The organism is Paenibacillus sp. NMA1017 (assembly GCF_058895805.1).
In genome coordinates this window covers 12,740-28,017 of record NZ_JBZXYR010000019.1, presented here as the reverse complement: position 1 = coordinate 28,017, position 15,278 = coordinate 12,740, and the positions used below count along the sequence as shown (strand labels likewise).

19 protein-coding genes and 1 riboswitch are annotated in these 15,278 nt (G+C 45.9%); of the genes, 10 read left to right on the top strand and 9 right to left on the bottom strand.

Features of this window, described 5'->3' with window-relative positions; all coding sequences use genetic code 11:
- Position 1: 1 nt before the first annotated feature.
- Both AC5ELV_RS25345 and AC5ELV_RS25340 read right to left on the bottom strand, forming a co-directional pair.
- Positions 2–466, bottom strand: coding sequence for a transporter (locus AC5ELV_RS25345; protein ID WP_493432329.1), 465 nt, complete (start codon positions 464–466; stop codon positions 2–4).
- A gap of 135 nt (positions 467–601) precedes the next feature.
- The gene (locus tag AC5ELV_RS25340) at positions 602–1,651 is read right to left on the bottom strand and encodes a hypothetical protein (protein WP_493432328.1); all 1,050 of its coding nucleotides are present in this window, start codon (positions 1,649–1,651) and stop codon (positions 602–604) included.
- Between the two features lie 124 nt (positions 1,652–1,775).
- On the opposite strand from AC5ELV_RS25340, the gene AC5ELV_RS25335 reads away from it, so the two are divergent.
- Positions 1,776–2,168 carry a VOC family protein gene (locus tag AC5ELV_RS25335; RefSeq protein ID WP_493432327.1) on the top strand — a complete coding sequence of 131 codons (393 nt, stop codon included), beginning with the start codon at positions 1,776–1,778 and terminating at the stop codon, positions 2,166–2,168.
- 117 nt (positions 2,169–2,285) lie between these two features.
- Positions 2,286–3,098, top strand: coding sequence for a pentapeptide repeat-containing protein (locus AC5ELV_RS25330; protein ID WP_493432326.1), 813 nt, complete (start codon positions 2,286–2,288; stop codon positions 3,096–3,098).
- Between the two features lie 225 nt (positions 3,099–3,323).
- Here the strand turns inward: AC5ELV_RS25330 and AC5ELV_RS25325 are convergent, their stop codons facing one another.
- Positions 3,324–3,677, bottom strand: a complete 354-nt coding sequence (locus AC5ELV_RS25325; RefSeq protein ID WP_493432346.1) for a YunG family protein — start codon at positions 3,675–3,677, stop codon at positions 3,324–3,326.
- Positions 3,678–3,733: 56 nt separating this feature from the next.
- Positions 3,734–4,279: a histidine phosphatase family protein gene (locus AC5ELV_RS25320; RefSeq protein ID WP_493432325.1), complete on the bottom strand. Its 546-nt coding sequence runs from the start codon at positions 4,277–4,279 to the stop codon at positions 3,734–3,736.
- A 142-nt stretch (positions 4,280–4,421) separates the two neighbouring features.
- Between AC5ELV_RS25320 and AC5ELV_RS25315 the strand changes: the two genes are divergently transcribed.
- Entirely contained in the window at positions 4,422–5,171 is a 750-nt protein-coding gene (locus tag AC5ELV_RS25315) for an MBL fold metallo-hydrolase (protein WP_493432324.1), read from the top strand.
- A gap of 104 nt (positions 5,172–5,275) precedes the next feature.
- On the opposite strand, the gene AC5ELV_RS25310 is transcribed toward AC5ELV_RS25315, so the two are convergent.
- A complete protein-coding gene (locus AC5ELV_RS25310; RefSeq protein ID WP_493432323.1) occupies positions 5,276–5,782 on the bottom strand; it encodes a PTS sugar transporter subunit IIA in 507 nt (168 codons plus the stop codon).
- Positions 5,783–6,104: 322 nt separating this feature from the next.
- Between AC5ELV_RS25310 and AC5ELV_RS25305 the strand changes: the two genes are divergently transcribed.
- Positions 6,105–6,194, top strand: coding sequence for a putative holin-like toxin (locus tag AC5ELV_RS25305; RefSeq protein ID WP_373441577.1), 90 nt, complete (start codon positions 6,105–6,107; stop codon positions 6,192–6,194).
- 402 nt (positions 6,195–6,596) lie between these two features.
- On the opposite strand, the gene AC5ELV_RS25300 is transcribed toward AC5ELV_RS25305, so the two are convergent.
- Positions 6,597–7,115, bottom strand: a complete 519-nt coding sequence (locus tag AC5ELV_RS25300) for a YwhD family protein (protein ID WP_493432322.1) — start codon at positions 7,113–7,115, stop codon at positions 6,597–6,599.
- A 124-nt stretch (positions 7,116–7,239) separates the two neighbouring features.
- Here AC5ELV_RS25300 and AC5ELV_RS25295 point away from each other — a divergent pair, with 124 nt between their 5' ends.
- From AC5ELV_RS25295 to AC5ELV_RS25280, 4 genes are all read left to right on the top strand, one after another.
- The gene (locus AC5ELV_RS25295) at positions 7,240–9,252 is read left to right on the top strand and encodes a M1 family metallopeptidase (RefSeq protein WP_493432321.1); all 2,013 of its coding nucleotides are present in this window, start codon (positions 7,240–7,242) and stop codon (positions 9,250–9,252) included.
- Positions 9,253–9,263: 11 nt separating this feature from the next.
- Complete coding sequence (locus tag AC5ELV_RS25290) at positions 9,264–10,091, top strand: hypothetical protein (RefSeq protein WP_307354315.1); 828 nt, start codon at positions 9,264–9,266, stop codon at positions 10,089–10,091.
- A gap of 276 nt (positions 10,092–10,367) precedes the next feature.
- Positions 10,368–10,505, top strand: a riboswitch (cyclic di-AMP (ydaO/yuaA leader).
- A 5-nt stretch (positions 10,506–10,510) separates the two neighbouring features.
- Positions 10,511–11,011, top strand: coding sequence for a C40 family peptidase (locus AC5ELV_RS25285; RefSeq protein WP_025723776.1), 501 nt, complete (start codon positions 10,511–10,513; stop codon positions 11,009–11,011).
- A gap of 303 nt (positions 11,012–11,314) precedes the next feature.
- Entirely contained in the window at positions 11,315–11,821 is a 507-nt protein-coding gene (locus AC5ELV_RS25280; protein WP_493432320.1) for a GNAT family N-acetyltransferase, read from the top strand.
- A gap of 78 nt (positions 11,822–11,899) precedes the next feature.
- Here the strand turns inward: AC5ELV_RS25280 and AC5ELV_RS25275 are convergent, their stop codons facing one another.
- Positions 11,900–12,199: a 4a-hydroxytetrahydrobiopterin dehydratase gene (locus AC5ELV_RS25275; RefSeq protein ID WP_007428083.1), complete on the bottom strand. Its 300-nt coding sequence runs from the start codon at positions 12,197–12,199 to the stop codon at positions 11,900–11,902.
- Between the two features lie 117 nt (positions 12,200–12,316).
- Positions 12,317–12,610: a hypothetical protein gene (locus AC5ELV_RS25270; protein WP_013308186.1), complete on the bottom strand. Its 294-nt coding sequence runs from the start codon at positions 12,608–12,610 to the stop codon at positions 12,317–12,319.
- Positions 12,611–12,797: 187 nt separating this feature from the next.
- On the opposite strand from AC5ELV_RS25270, the gene motA reads away from it, so the two are divergent.
- Together motA and motB are read left to right on the top strand one after the other, a co-directional pair.
- On the top strand, positions 12,798–13,592 hold the full coding sequence (gene motA / locus AC5ELV_RS25265) for a flagellar motor stator protein MotA (protein ID WP_029514943.1): 795 nt from the start codon (positions 12,798–12,800) through the stop codon (positions 13,590–13,592).
- Complete coding sequence (motB, locus tag AC5ELV_RS25260; RefSeq protein WP_493432319.1) at positions 13,585–14,412, top strand: flagellar motor protein MotB; 828 nt, start codon at positions 13,585–13,587, stop codon at positions 14,410–14,412. Before motA ends, motB begins: the two co-directional genes overlap by 8 nt.
- A 135-nt stretch (positions 14,413–14,547) precedes the next feature.
- Here the strand turns inward: motB and rluF are convergent, their stop codons facing one another.
- Positions 14,548–15,249 carry a 23S rRNA pseudouridine(2604) synthase RluF gene (rluF, locus tag AC5ELV_RS25255; RefSeq protein WP_069290781.1) on the bottom strand — a complete coding sequence of 234 codons (702 nt, stop codon included), beginning with the start codon at positions 15,247–15,249 and terminating at the stop codon, positions 14,548–14,550.
- Between the last annotated feature and the right edge of the window lie 29 nt (positions 15,250–15,278).

Sequence of the window (15,278 nt, the reverse complement as noted above, 5' to 3'; positions counted from 1 at the left end):
ATTACCAATAACAGCTAAACGACTCAATACGGTTAGTGTCTACACCATAATAAAACCAAAAACGACCACTCCACCGAAAACCCGCTACCGATGTCCTGCCTACAAAGACAGGGTACAGCCAAAAACGCTCTCCGTTCGTCAGCCATACAAATGTGTTGCGGAACAAACAACCGAAAATGGCTCCAGGGTCAACCGCATATGCCGAAACCAGCGGCTTCGGTGGCGTAAATTGCGGTGGTGGGGAAGTTGGTGCTTGAGTTTGCTGCCCACCTTGCGGACCGAATGGTCCCTGCGGCGGCGGTGAGAACGGCTGTGGCGAAAATGGCCCTGGGCCTGGTGGCGGACCGATCGGAGATGGGAAGGAATCCTGCATATCAGGAAATTGTGGAATCGAAGGACCTGACGGCGTGAATGGACCTGGAGTACCCGGTTGCGTTCCGAAAGGAACTTGTGGCAGTAAAGACATGTGTTTCACTCCTTGTGTTCTAGGCTGATGTATCCTATGCGGGACATCAGCCCGTGGACTGGGCGAATCCCCATATCGCCGCCAAACTCCGCTATTTCGTCCTTTTACATCAAAAATTCTTATTTCCTGATACGATTAACTCCCTTTCTGAACATGCTCCAGCTCAATTTCATGCACCATTTTAATCTCGACTCGTTTCCTTAGCTCATGATACCGTTCCAGCAGTCGGTGCTCAGCCCCCAACTGTTCATTCATCCAACCTATCATAGAGTCATCGTGATGTTCGTTAGACCAGCTAAACAAATCGCTATATAGCTGACCAAATGATTCCTCATTGCTGCGAGCGAACCGGATCGGTCGGGCTGTATAGCTTAGCTTGAGTTCCAACATCTCATATAGCACGTCCAAACGGTATTCCAATGCCTGTACATCTTCTTTGGATGCATCGTAGCTTTTTATATCCTGAACAAGCTCTCTAAAGGTTAGGTCTACATGCTGCATAGCAAAATAAGACCACACACAACTGCCTGTAGCCGTTCCACGAGCCTCCCAAAACGGATTCCACAGGATAGAACGAATCGTATCCTTCTGCCCTTCTCCAAACAATGCTATTCCAGCAATAATTCCTGCATTACAGTCTACGGAAGCATGTTGCTCTCCCCAATGTACCAATCGCGGAATCATATCTTCAGTCGTGCATTTGAAGCTTAACAGAGGTAAGAATTCATTAAACAAATGCTGATCCAGCGCTTTTTCCAATTCAGCCGCCAGTTGTTCACGATGCGGTTCGCATGGAAGATGTACCAGTCCCAAACAGGCATCCACAGACGCAACTCCATATGGCCCATTCACCAAAGCGACAAGGTCAGCAGTAGCCTCCACATAACCCAAATAGCCTAGCACATACAGCACACCGTCAGGTATATGCTCTGGGGATGCCTGATTTTGAACGTAACGCTCGTACATATCCTGCGCCAAAGTAACATCCCCGCATCTCATAATCGGCTGGAGGAGCAACCCCCTGATATAATGATGGGGATCTTCTACAAAAAGCCTGTATAACTCCCAAGCATCCTCCATGGTCCCATATTGGGCAACCACATCCGTATAGGCGGAACTGATGCTGGCGTCCAGCTTCTTGCCTGAGCCGAACATATCCATAAGTCTTGCTGTCGCGTCCATCATCCTGTTTTCCCCTTTCCCATGTTTGCATACCTTTCTTTATGAAGCACTTCTCCACTGTTGAATATTTCTATTAAAAAAGAGGAAAGATGTTATCATCTACGATTCAGTCTAGGGAGTTGATCTCATGCATGATTCCAGTCCAAAAATTACAACATTTTTCATGTTCTCTGGTCAAGCAGAAGAAGCCATGCAATATTATACCTCTGTATTTAAACCGTCTGGTATCATGAGCATTTTTCATCAGGAAGATGGGACCGTGTTACATGCCGTATTCAACCTCAAAGGGCAGACTTTTATGGCTATAGACTATAACCATCAGGACAAACACCCTTTTACCCCAGCTCTATCGCTATTCGTCACCTGCGATTCGGAAGAAGAAATTCACAGCGTGTTTGACCAGCTAGCTCAGGAAGGCCGAGTCCTAATGCCCCTCGAAGCCTCGCCCTTAAGCCAGCAATTTGGGTGGGTCGAAGACAAATACGGTGTTTCATGGCAATTGAATTTGGCAAAAGACTAAATTTCTTCTCTAAACGATCCAGCAGACTCTAGAAGTCTATAGAAAAACAATAGACCATGCTCCATCCTTTTTGGTAATATTACATTTAATAGGTGCCAGTAAAAGGATGTGTGTTTATTGTATAGTGCAAATTGTGAACAATGTTTTGGTTTATGCTGTGTAGCCTTGCCTTATGCAAAATCAGCTGATTTTGCTTTTAATAAGGATGGAGGAACTCCTTGTCAAAACCTAAAAGCGGATTATCGTTGTGATATTCATAAGAACCTAAGAAATAACGGCTTGCGAGGCTGTACGGTATATGATTGCTTTGGAGCAGGTCAAAAAATTTCCCAAGTTACATACAACGGAAAAAGCTGGCGAGACGATCCGGCAATAGCTGAGGAAATGTTCAATATATTTCCCATCATGCAACAGCTTCATGAGATGCTTTATTACCTAAATGAAGCCCTTAACTTAAAAGAAACTCATCCCATCTATACAGACTTACAAAAAGCTATGGCGAAAACCGAGCAGCTTACGAATCAAGATCCAAAATCCCTCATAGATCTTCATGTACCCACCCATAGGACGTTAGTCAATGATTTACTTTTACAAACAAGTGAGTTAGTACGTGAAAAAGTTAAGAAAAACATAGAGCACAACAAATATAGTAAAAAAATCAGGAGTAGAGACCTTATCGGGGCCAATTTGAGAGGCGCTAATCTTAGAGGTACCAACCTGAGAGGAGTTTTACTGATTGCTGCTGATCTGCGAGAGGCTGATCTGAGAATGACAGACTTGATCGGTACGGATTTTAGAGATGCTGATTTAAGTGGGGCTAATCTGGAAGGAAGTATCTTCCTTACACAGGCGCAATTAAATTCGGCTAAGGGCAATTGTAAAACCAAACTGCCCCCTTCTCTAAGCATTCCAAACCATTGGCTGCATTAGTTTTTTTCTAAGCAGTGATTGTATATTCGAGTCGTGTTAGCGCACGACTTCTTTATTATTCTTACCTCAGTATATAGCTCACTTTATAACGTAAATACAGCTTTTATCTTCAAGGATTTTACTGATTACTCAGCTCTTTAATGTATATTGGGCAACAAAAAGTACCTTCCATTGGATCAGGTTCAAAAATCACGCCTTTATGACTGCATCCAGATTTAAATCCCCTTATTCTTCTTCGTTTAGAAATTCCTTTAATCTCTGACTTAGGGCTGCATACTGCTCTGCATTGGTGTCTGAGAATGCTTCTTCCCGGTTGGAGTGTACATGCTGATACAGTGGAAGGCTTGAAAATTGCGACCTCGTAAAATCTATAATGTCCTCACCAATGCGGTTGTAATAGTGCCAACCACTATCCAGCCATGTTTTCAAAATATCGCCGCCAAACCTGTCCTGAACGACGAGTGCTGTGACACCACATTGCCCAGACGCAGGATTATTTGCGGTCCATTTAGAGCTAGACTCCAAAGACCAAGCTCGAAACAACGCCTTTTCTAATTCTAAAAAACGGTTTGCCTTCAACATGCGCCTCCCCTTTCGATTCCATTCTGCACTTATGTGAACGTGCTTTATTTATTTCAACCCATATTCCACACTCTGTGAATCTTGGCTTCTGCCTCTTTCAGTTCTAGCAAATACACGTCGGGATTCGAAAGCTTTTTCCAGTCCTCAAACCCAAACTGCGGATCGTAATGTCGAATGAGAAGAGATAGTAAAGCTCCATGAGTTACAATGATAACCGTTTTTTCCGCCCGCTCTATAAGCTCCTGAACAAGCTGGATTCCTCGATCTACTGCTTCACGGGATGATTCCCCTCCCTCCAGCTTCAAGTCCTCGTCCAAATAGGTCTGTTCCAGCACGTCCAGCCAATGATCCAAATGCTCATGGCTAAGTACCCGTTCTTGAAGACGTACATCAGTATACACCTGCAACTGTTTCCGTTCAGCCAAGGGCTGAATGGTTCGCACGGCCCGTTTCCACGGGCTGGACACAATATATTCCACACCTACATTCTCCATAAAATCAACCAACTGCTCAGCTTGTCGGGTACCCTCATCGGTAAGTCGGGCATCTGGTTCCTGTCCTGTTGCTTGGGCATGTCTGACAAAATAAATTCTCTTCACGTCATCACTCCTAACTGTCACACAAATTTAAAATTATACATATTTACAAATAATTATTTTTTATGATATAATTTATGTTTACATATTTAGATTTAATGATACGATTCCTTTGTATTACATCAACTCTTATGGGAGGGATTCGATGCAATTAGACAAGGGAATACACATGCTCCAGGTTTCTGCTAACATTATGGGAAGTATAGAGAGTATTCACCCGACATTAATGTGGGACGAAGATAACATGATTTTAGTTGATACGGCTTACCCCGGGCAACTCTCACTTTTACATGAGGCTATTGTAGGCACCGGATTCGCAATCCATAAACTTACCTTCATATTAATAACACACCAGGATCTTGATCATATCGGCAGTTTAGCAGATATAATCCGGGCTTCTTCATCCCCAGTTCAAGTATTAGCCAGTTCTATCGAAAAGCCTTATATACAGGGAGAAAAACAGCTTATAAAGCTGACTCCAGAAGCAATAGATCAAGCTGTAAGCTCCATGCCCGAATCCGTTCCGGTAGAGTGGAGACATGCATTCCGGCGTACACTTGAAAATCCCCCAAAGGCTATTGTAAACTCCACCATCGTTGCCGGAGAGGAATTGCCCTTCTGTGGGGGGATCGTAGTTATAGATACTGCTGGTCATACACCAGGACACCTAAGTTTCTATCATAAATCCAGTCAAACCCTGATTGCAGGAGATGCTCTACGCGTGGTAAGCGGCAAATTACTGGCTCCAGACCCGCAATACTGCTGTGATTTCAATATGGCCAAAGAATCTCTTAAAAACCTGCTTCCATATGATATCAAAAAAGTGATTTGCTTTCATGGAGGGCTGTACGAAGGCAATTGTAATCAACGGATATCTGAAATATGTGAATCCTAGCATTTGATCACATGTTCATACCAGTCCCTTGACCAGTCAGTTCAGTGAATCATCTAAAGAAAAGACTAACCAGGAATTCCTGGTTAGTCTTTTTTGAATGAGAGCTAGGCTTTTAAGTGAACTCTTAATACGGGTACTTCTGAAGAGGCAGATGTACCTTCCAAGATTTCCACATGACTGATCATCTCTTGCCCGTCTGGAACAATTACCGGCGTAATTACAGGGAATCCACCCTGTTGAATCGCGTCTAGATCAAACTCCATTAGTAATTGCCCTGCTTTAATGTTATCTCCTGTTTGAACGTGAGGGTTAAACCCTTGTCCTTTGAGGGAAACTGTATTAATCCCGACATGTATCAAGATTTGTACACCGGATTCATGCTCAATGATCAGAGCATGCTTACTTTTCTCCATCACGTGGACGACTTTACCCGTAAAAGGAGCAGTGACTTTACCTTCAGTCGGATGAATAGCGATGCCTTCCCCCATAGCCTTCGTAGAAAACGCAGGATCTGGAACCTCTTCAAGGGAAACCACTTTTCCTTTGACTGGTGCTACCATGTCGAATTCTTCAATACGAGGAGCCGCCTTCTTTTTCAACCATTTAAACATAACGATGCCACCTTATTTAGAGATTACATTCATAAACAGTGAATAGGACTTAACTACACTCTTTTAGGAACCGGTTCCACAAAATAAAAAGAAGAGTGGAAGCGATTTCTAACTGAATTATAGTGAATGCCTGTTCAGGATGTCAAGGCGCTACCGTCGTAAAATAACCCGGCTAAGATAATGTCTATCTTAGTCGGGTCATTTGTTATCACAATTACGTATTTAAGTATTTTCAATCTTAAAAGCGATTGTTTTATGGTATACTTTGCTAGTACAACATACGGCTAAAAGGGCGGTCGGCTAGTCTCCCCGAAGGGAGGTGATGCCCATGGAGGTTAAAGACGCGATTTCCTTGATGATCATGTTTGGCATGTTCATTCTGGCATTGCTTACCTACGTGAAAAAGAAATAGACCGCTCTGACTAAGGAATACGGTCTATATCCGACCTTTTCTTACCCGGCCGACTGCTCTTTATGCAGTTGTTGTATGCTGGAGTCGTGTTGACGCACGACTCCTTTACTATTCTTACCTCAGTATAGCTCATTTTATAACGTAAATACAGTTTTTTTCTTCAAATATTTTACTGATTTCCTCCGCTATTTTACTTGTCCGGTACATATTCTATGAGGTCTTAAAGCTTACAATTAAAGGTATCACAAAGCTTAAATAGAGGTTCCAATGTGGTTGCTTCTCATAGGAAAAAGCACCTTTAGTATAACTCATTGTAAGTTCCAAAACTCTTTAACACCCTTCGCAATAAAAAAAGCAGCCCACAGTGTGAAGTGGCTGCTTTTCTACAATACTATTACTGCGTTAACGCTGGACCTCCCCTTCCAGTGCCTGCTTCAATTCCTCAGGCGAAGCGTCCCACCATTCCTCGTTATGCGAAATTAGCAGGCTTTTGAGCGCTGCCTTATCCTCGCTGCCGAGATCCTCCAGCATGAAACGACGCTTGAGCGCGTAATCCATACGGTTGACGTGATCGGCGAGGATTTTCCAGCCGCGTTTGGCTTCGTCGTCAATTAGCATCTCGCAGGCGGTGGCACCACCGTACATACGTCCTTCGGGCGTACGATCCACGGCTACCCATACGAGCCATACTTGGCGTCCGTTCGGTACGTCCTCTTTATTCGTAGAGAACTTGATGCCACGTTCTACTTTACTTTTGGCATGCATGGCACCGATATCAATTTTTGCCTCTCCTCGGTCAATGATGACCGGGGACATGCTGTTCAGGTCGATTGAGCCTGCGCCGAAGCCCTTATGCTTACTCTTGCCACTGACAATGTTCAGTGCAATCTGTTTTTTGCCGTCCGGCTGATTTTCACTCATGCGTCACTAGGCCTCCATTTTCCGTCTTCACACTCATTCTACACTATAAATATTTTAACTAATAATCTCCTGAAAGCAAACATATACATGCTGTAGATGCTTGTCAACGGGAGGTATCCATTGTATGACCCCAGCACGCACTAAAATCGTTTTATTGTCTACACTAGCCCTCGGTCTCCTCGCAGGGACGTTATGGTTTGCCTGGCAGCCCCAATCGCAATCCGACCCGCAGTCCATAGGCCAACCACTATACGGCTCCCTGTCTGAGTCTGCGCTTGCCCCAAATGTGGGCAAGCCTCTAGGGGCAAACATTCTGCCTGACCTGCCCAAGAACCCCCCACAGCCCGCTACAGAAATCCTCAGCAAACGGGTGGTAGAGTACCACATTGATGTGTCTCTGGAAAAAGGACAGGTTTTGCGAGGCACTGAGACACTGACCTGGAAGCATCCGGGCAAGAAAACCGTGAATGATCTATATCTTCATCTATACCCGAATGCCTTCTCTTCCATGGAAACCACCTTTATGAAGGAATCCGGGGGGAAGCTGCGCGGAGACACCATGCCCAAAGACGGCTTTGGCTCCATGACGCTGACTGAACTAAAAACAGAAGACGGTTTATCTCTCATGCACCGCACCCAATATGTGCAGCCAGATGACGGTAACGCAGGCGACCGTTCGCTTATGAAGGTGCGTCTACCCAAGCCGGTACGAGGTGGCGAAGAAATCACATTATATATGAAGTTTGAGGTAAAACTGCCTGCCATCTTTGCTCGTATGGGTGCGACAGATGATTTTGTAATGGCAGGACAGTGGTTCCCGAAGCTCAGTGTCTACGAGACTGCAGGGCAGCGTGGACGCGCCGAGGAGGGCTGGAACCTCCACCAGTATCATGGTAACTCCGAGTTTTATGCCGATTTTGGAATTTACAGCGTACGGATTCGGGTGCCTGAAACTCATATCGTAGCAGCGACCGGATTTCCCACCCGTGGTGCCGTCCGACAGAACGGCCAAAAAATATATCAATTTTATGCCGATGATGTACACGATTTTGCCTGGTCCGCTTCACCCAACTTTGTAACCGTAGAAGAACCCTTTTCTTCTGCTGAAGTCCCTGGTGTCAAAATCAAGCTCTACCTTGACCCGTCGCACAAGGAGCTCAAAGGACGCTATATGAGCGCAGCGAAGGCCGCTCTTTCCTACTACAGCAAATGGTACGGGCCTTATCCATATTCCACCCTGTCCATCGTCGTTCCACCCAAATTAGGCAATGGAGCTGGCGGCATGGAGTATCCGACACTCATCACGGCCGCTGCTGCGGGTAATCTGAATCCTGGCTATAGTCTGGAACGGACATTAGTTCATGAGATTGGACATCAATATTTCTATGGAATGGTAGCCAATAATGAATTTGAGGAGCCGTGGCTGGATGAAGGCTTCACCTCCTATGCAGAGGAGCGGCTTATGGAGCAAGAATATGGGCTTACCCCCAACTTGCCATTACAATCGGGACAGGTAGCCTCCCCACAGCCGCTAAACCGTGAGTCATGGAAGTACGGCTCGGCTGCTGAGTACGCGCAAAATGCCTACTCTCGAGGCAAGCTGGTACTACGGGGCATTGAACGTCAGGTCGGTATGAAAAAAATGGATCGGATTATGCGGACCTACGTACAGACGTACCGATTCAAGCATCCGTCCTCCCAGGATTTTCAACGTATCGTGGAGAGAGTCACCGGACGCTCATGGAGCCACTATTTTGAACAGTATGTATATGACGGCCAGATGGCAGACTTTTCAGTGGATCATATCACGAACCACAAGCTGGAGAATGGATATGAAGCCGTCGTGACGGTCAGCAAAAAAGGGGCGGATTACCCCAAGATTCCCGTCCAATTTACCTTCAAGGATGGGACAACGATATTCAAGGCTTGGGACGGCGCGGGCAAAAGCACAACTTTTCGGATCAAAAGTACTTCTCCCGTTTCCTATGTAACCCTTGATCCTCTATATACCATTGCACTGGAGAACAAGCATATTAACAATAGCCTAAAAGCCGAATTGGACGAAAAGCAACAAACCCGTTGGAGTGTAAGTGTAACCAAGCTGTTGGAGACACTGCTTGGAAGTCTGTCATGGTGAGGTGTCTATAGATGCGGACTGTTATAAAAGAGGGCTGGGCGCTGGTGCGCATACGATTCTATATCGTTATCATTTTATTTCTGTATCGACTACTATGGGGGGTGTTTCTCTATCGGCTGGTGCAGTCTGCCGTTATCCCGCTATTGCTTCGTTATCCTGATCAGGGTCAAAACGAGCTGGGACAGACCTTGTTTTGGATGGAGAGCCAGATTGCTCTGATGGACAGCCGGGAAGTACATGTGTATTTGTGGATACTGCTAGGGGCGACTGTACTACGCATACTGATCACTCCCTTCATTAGAGCCGGAATATATCAAAGCCTGCATACCGATGCGACTGAACCGCAAAGCCTGTCCTTTTTCAAGGGTATGAAACGCCATGGCATGTCGTCGCTGTTGTATTACATCATCGAGTTGGGACTGCTGTTGCTTCCCGCCTTTTGGATAGTACCGAGACTCTACCCTATTGTAGCAGGTACGCTTCAATCTCCCTCTTACCTGCTGCATTTGTTGCCCTATGCCATGGGATGGATGGCATACGGATGGTTCATTCGGCAGTGCATCCTGTATATGCAACTGGGTACTGTCGGTGGTCACGCCATACTATCGTCCCTGCTCGCCTTCTTTCGCCAGCTCCTCCCAGCTGTCGGTATATCTCTTTTGCTCGGTGCTTGTGTGCTGCTGGTCTTCGGTCTATTTGGCACCGTGGCGATGATTTGGACTGGTATGCTGGCGCTCATTCTCCAGCAATCGTATCATTTTGTTACTAGTCTGGTCAGGCTGTGGCATATCAGTTCGCAGTACAGACTATGGCATACCGATATCTCCAATAGAAGCTAATCCCTGCCTTTATGTTTTTTACTTCATTTCCGTCTGTCGAAAAACCTTGATTCATACCCGCGCAAACGACACATAACTGAATACTGTTAACAAGATCTGTTCCTGGGACATTAGGAGCAGATTTTTTTTGTAACTTTTTGCAATGAAACATTTGCCAAAGCCAGCCGTCTTTGTTACAATAATCGCAGTGAACTGATAGTAACAACTTTGTAATCTTTATTGTAACCTTTATCTCAAAAATATCGTTATTGTGAATACTGCTCTCCAAGGTGCACATCTTAAGTTAAGCCTAATTCCTGGCACCTAGGAAGCGGGGGAACCAGTTTGGGTGAATTGATCTCGCAACAGAGTGGTCATAGGGGAACCTTCTACCGAATCCTTAAGCTAACCTCGCAGGCATTGGAAGGGGTATATTTTTTTTGAAGAAGAAGCTAACGATCGCAGCTATGGGTCTTGCCATTGCCTTTACATCTTTTACATTCGGTGGCGGCAGTGCATATGCAGACTCTAAGATGGACCAGGTCATTCAAGATGCCAAAGGAACGAGCTACAGAAGCGGAGGCACTACACTCGAGGGATTCGATTGCTCCGGCTTCACAATGTATGTATTCAACAAACTGGGAATTAAACTTCCGCATCAATCCGGATCACAATTCAAAATGGGATCTTCTGTATCCCGCGATGAAATGAGACCTGGGGACCTGGTGTTCTTCAACACCACAGGAAGAGGCATTTCCCATGTAGGTATCTTCGTAGGTGAAGGGAAATTTGCCCACTCCTCGACTTCACGTGGTGTAGTAGTTAGCTCACTGAACGAAAATTATTACGCTAACCGCTATGTCGGTGCAAAAAGAATTATGAGCACAGACGCTTACCATTCTGTAGCTTCAGAAATTCCTGATGACGATAACGTAGAATAACTAACGCACAGCAAGCTAACCCTAGCCGCAATTTGATTCTGGCCGGAATCGAATTGCGGTTTTTTATGTCCACACCATCAGCAATTATTATCATAACTGACGAACTGAAGCCACAAAAGGTTTCAGTTTTAGCGAACATCGTCGGTTTTACCGTCACCGCTGGGGGAGCATATGAGCAGTAATTCCTTCTTATTGAATGTATAACCGACTTGGGTTTGAAATAAACACGCTTGCCATTCCCCTGCAACTTGTCTACAATCTGTTGTTAATGATTGAAGTACCTGTAAAAGGAGGATGGAACACATGCCTGCCTCAATATCCAACTATCGGATCGTACCGATGGACGAGCATCAAGCGGCTGCAATCTGTGAGTGGCGCTATGATCCACCTTATAATATATACGGTTGGCTCCCCTGGGAACAAATGAAGGCGCTTGAAGTCGAATTTGGAAGTCCCGCGCTTCGCCAAGAGCAATATGTTGCCGTACTGGATGAAGAGAACAAGCTGACGGGATTTGCTCAATATTTTCCTATGATTGGTGTGACACGGCTAGGTCTTGGAATGCATCCTGAAAGATGCGGACATGGCAAAGGCGCTGATTTTGTCCGTGCCATTGCAGAGGAAGCCCAACGACGCAATCCGAAGAATGAAATTGATCTAGAGGTGCTCACTTGGAATGGGCGCGCTATCCGGGCTTACAAGGCGGCTGGATTTGAGCTTACAGATACCTATGAACGCCAGACTCCCGATGGCAAAAAACCATTTTATTGTATGGTATATCGTCCCGAGCACCCAACCCAGGTTCTATGATAAAAGCGCCTTCGGCATACAACCGCGATGTTGTATAGCGAAGGCGCTTTTATCATCATACGACAGATCATTACAAGCTCAATGACTGCTGCGCATTTTTTCAAAAGCTTCATTATATTGTTGGGCTTCCTTAATATCCACGGCCATAATACCGCCGTCGTCCCAAGAGGTCAAACGTAGAGTCACGGTCTTGTAATCAATCGTAATAAATGGATGATGATTGAATGCTTCAGATATAGCGGCAACTTCATCCACGAATGCAATCCCTTTCATAAAACTGGAAAAATTATATTTCCGAACGATCCAACGTCCTTCCTCCAGTTCCCAGCCCTCCAGTTTCTCCAGATGTGCTTCAATCTCTTCTTGTGTAAAAGGCATGTTACGAACTCCTCCCCGTTTATACGGAAGCCTTTCGACCGCTTAAATACGGCCAAAACTACGATATATTGGTGTACATATTACCACGGCCCCGTTGATAAATCCATAAGACGGACCTCAAATCAAAGGGACTGACGTCAGCTCCTCGTCCCCAATGAGTACATAGATACGATGCTGCTCCGGCTCATAGATCACAACGCCACTGCCTACAGTGATTGTGGGCTCTGTACCCAGTGCATAAAATAAGTCTTCTGCCAAAGCTTCATTGACTTCCTGACGTCCCGCTGGGTCCAGCCTGTCCCAATCTTCTGCTTCCATCTCAAAAAATTCATAGCTATCTGGGATGCGTCCCACAGCCTCTGTCAAATCGTTCAAAATTTGTTCATACTCACGCCCATGCTTTACTCCCATGCCATTTCCTCCAATGGTTCCGCCATTCAATACATAATCACCTTATTATACCGGAAATTCGCACTTAACAAAAAAGAGAGTTTTGTCGATAAATACTATAATCCGTCTTGTAATGACGCGCTTGGGGCAAGGACGACCCCGGCGGCATGAAAGGATTCAAAATCTATTCTCATGGATGAGGTGTATCATGCAAATTTCAACCATTATCGGACTTGTGCTCGGGATTTTGTCACTGGTCGTCGGGATGATCTTAAAAGGCGCTCCGGTCGTCAATCTGGTCAATAATCCCGCTGCTTACATGATTATTTTCGTCGGAACGGCAGCGAGTATATTTATGGCCTTCCCGATGGCAGAAATCAAACGGATTCCGAAGCTGTTCAAGGTTATTTTCACCGAACAAAAACTGTTAGACCGCAAAGAGCTCATCGGTACGTTTACCGAGTGGGCATCTATTACCCGTCGTGAAGGTCTGCTCGCCTTGGAATCCAAGGTAGAGGAAATCGACGATCCCTTTATGCGTGGCGGCATGCGAATGATTATTGACGGCAATGATCAGGAATTCGTACGGGACGTTCTGATGGAGGATATCAATGCTACCGAGGATCGACATCGCTCTGGCGCGCTGATCTTCTCCCAAGCCGGTATGTACGCTCCAACGCTCGGGGTACTCGGTGCGGTTGTAGGTCTGATCGCCGCTCTAGCCGACCTTAGTGACATGGAAAAGCTCTCTCATGCCATTGCAGCAGCCTTCATTGCGACGTTGCTCGGTATTTTTACAGGTTATGTCCTGTGGCATCCGATGTCCAACAAGCTGAAACGGTTGTCCAAAAAAGAAGTGGAGCTTAAATTAATGATGGTCGAAGGTCTGCTTTCCATTCAATCGGGGATATCGACGATTGCCATCAGTCAGAAACTGACGATCTTCCTGACTCCGACCGAACGGGCTACGATGACCCAGAAGGATGGCGATTCCAGTGAGTAAAAAGAGACATGAACCGCATGAAGAGCATGCTGACGAAAGCTGGCTGTTGCCATATTCCGACTTAATGACCCTTCTGTTGGCTCTTTTCATTGTCTTATTCGGTATGAGCTCGCTCGACGCCAAAAAATTTGAAACTATGGCTCAATCCCTGAGTGCAGCTTTTAGTGGCGGCACTGGCGTGCTGGATCACTCGGCCGCAAATCCGTCGTCACAATCCATGGATATGGGCAAAAATAAAGAACAAGTGTCACAACCCTTAAAATCGAAAGCTACTTCTACCTCTGAACTGCAGAAACAGCTTGCCCAGCGGGAAGAAGAAGATTTAAAAAAGCTTAAAAAACAAATGGATCAATACATTCAAAATAACGGCCTGTCACCTCTGCTGAATACCAAGCTGAACCAATCACAGCTGATGATCACCATTAGTGATAATGCCCTGTTTTCATCCGGGCAAGCCGAAGTAAAACCGGGAGCGAGAAAGTTGGCCAAGTCCATCTCTAGTATGCTCCAGCAGTTCCCTGGCTATGATGTTATCGTATCGGGTCACACGGATAATGTACCGATCTCCAACAGCCAGTTCCCGTCCAACTTTGATTTGAGCGCCAAGCGCTCTCTGAATTTCTTGCGCATCTTGTTGCTCAATCCAGATCTCGATCCAACCAAGTTTGTATCCATCGGTTATGGCGAGTATCGTCCATTGGCAAGCAATCAAGATGGTCAAGGACGCGCCAAAAACCGTCGTGTTGAAATATCTGTTCTCCGCAAATATCAGAACGGGACACAAGTCATCAGTCCTACCTCAAGCTCGAATGAAGGTTGATTATGCATATGTTATATGAACAAAGGCACCGCCGCATTTTTATGCAGCTGGTGCCTTTTTGTTTAGCGCTTCCTATAATCTGGCTTGTCAGATACGAGGATCATACGCTGTAGGCTATACGAAGCCCCTCTGGCATTAGCTAAGCGTATAATCGAGCATCTGGCCAAGCTCCTGCTTCTCAGCCTCTGTCAGATCACGCCAGGCACCTTTCTGAAGGGACCCCAACCGAATATTCATGATTCGCAGCCGTTGCAGTTTTTTAACTTCATAACCGAAGGCTGCACACATACGCCGGATTTGGCGATTTTTCCCTTCAGTCAGGATAATACGGAATACATACTCAGATACACGCGTCACCTCACAAGGTAGCGTCCGCTGACCGAGTATTTTCACACCACTGGACATGCCCTGTACAAAAGATGGTATGACAGGGCGATCCACTGTTACGATATATTCTTTCTCATGCTTGCCTTCTGCCCGTAAAATCTTATTCACAATGTCTCCATCATTGGTAAGTAAAATGAGACCTTCCGAATCTTTATCCAGGCGTCCAATCGGGAATATCCGCTGCGGGTGCCCCACAAAATCAACAACATTGCCTCTAATGTGGCTCTCCGTGGTACTTGTGATGCCCACCGGCTTGTTCAATGCAATATAGACGTGATCGGACTTCTCGCGCAGTGGCTTGCCGTTCACGCGAACATCATCGCCTTCTTCCGCTTGACTACCCAGCACAGCCACTTCGCCGTTAATCGTCACGCGGCCGCTCTCTACCAGCTTGTCCGCCTCGCGGCGCGAGCAAAAACCGGTTTCGCTGATAAACTTGTTAATGCGCAACCTGTGTACCCTCCATTTCTACTAACACA

Bases quoted from the DNA above. Each gene is read 5' to 3' on its own strand.
- AC5ELV_RS25310 (WP_493432323.1), bottom strand. From the start codon at position 5,782: ATGTTTAAATGGTTGAAAAAGAAGGCGGCTCCTCGTATTGAAGAATTC.
- AC5ELV_RS25340 (WP_493432328.1), bottom strand. From the start codon at position 1,651: ATGATGGACGCGACAGCAAGACTTATGGATATGTTCGGCTCAGGCAAG.
- AC5ELV_RS25315 (WP_493432324.1), top strand. From the start codon at position 4,422: ATGCAATTAGACAAGGGAATACACATGCTCCAGGTTTCTGCTAACATT.
- AC5ELV_RS25270 (WP_013308186.1), bottom strand. From the start codon at position 12,610: ATGGGAGTAAAGCATGGGCGTGAGTATGAACAAATTTTGAACGATTTG.
- AC5ELV_RS25305 (WP_373441577.1), top strand. From the start codon at position 6,105: ATGCCCATGGAGGTTAAAGACGCGATTTCCTTGATGATCATGTTTGGC.
- AC5ELV_RS25300 (WP_493432322.1), bottom strand. From the start codon at position 7,115: ATGAGTGAAAATCAGCCGGACGGCAAAAAACAGATTGCACTGAACATT.
- AC5ELV_RS25345 (WP_493432329.1), bottom strand. From the start codon at position 466: ATGTCTTTACTGCCACAAGTTCCTTTCGGAACGCAACCGGGTACTCCA.
- AC5ELV_RS25275 (WP_007428083.1), bottom strand. From the start codon at position 12,199: ATGCCTTTTACACAAGAAGAGATTGAAGCACATCTGGAGAAACTGGAG.
- AC5ELV_RS25280 (WP_493432320.1), top strand. From the start codon at position 11,315: ATGCCTGCCTCAATATCCAACTATCGGATCGTACCGATGGACGAGCAT.
- AC5ELV_RS25335 (WP_493432327.1), top strand. From the start codon at position 1,776: ATGCATGATTCCAGTCCAAAAATTACAACATTTTTCATGTTCTCTGGT.
- motA (WP_029514943.1), top strand. From the start codon at position 12,798: ATGCAAATTTCAACCATTATCGGACTTGTGCTCGGGATTTTGTCACTG.
- AC5ELV_RS25290 (WP_307354315.1), top strand. From the start codon at position 9,264: ATGCGGACTGTTATAAAAGAGGGCTGGGCGCTGGTGCGCATACGATTC.
- AC5ELV_RS25295 (WP_493432321.1), top strand. From the start codon at position 7,240: ATGACCCCAGCACGCACTAAAATCGTTTTATTGTCTACACTAGCCCTC.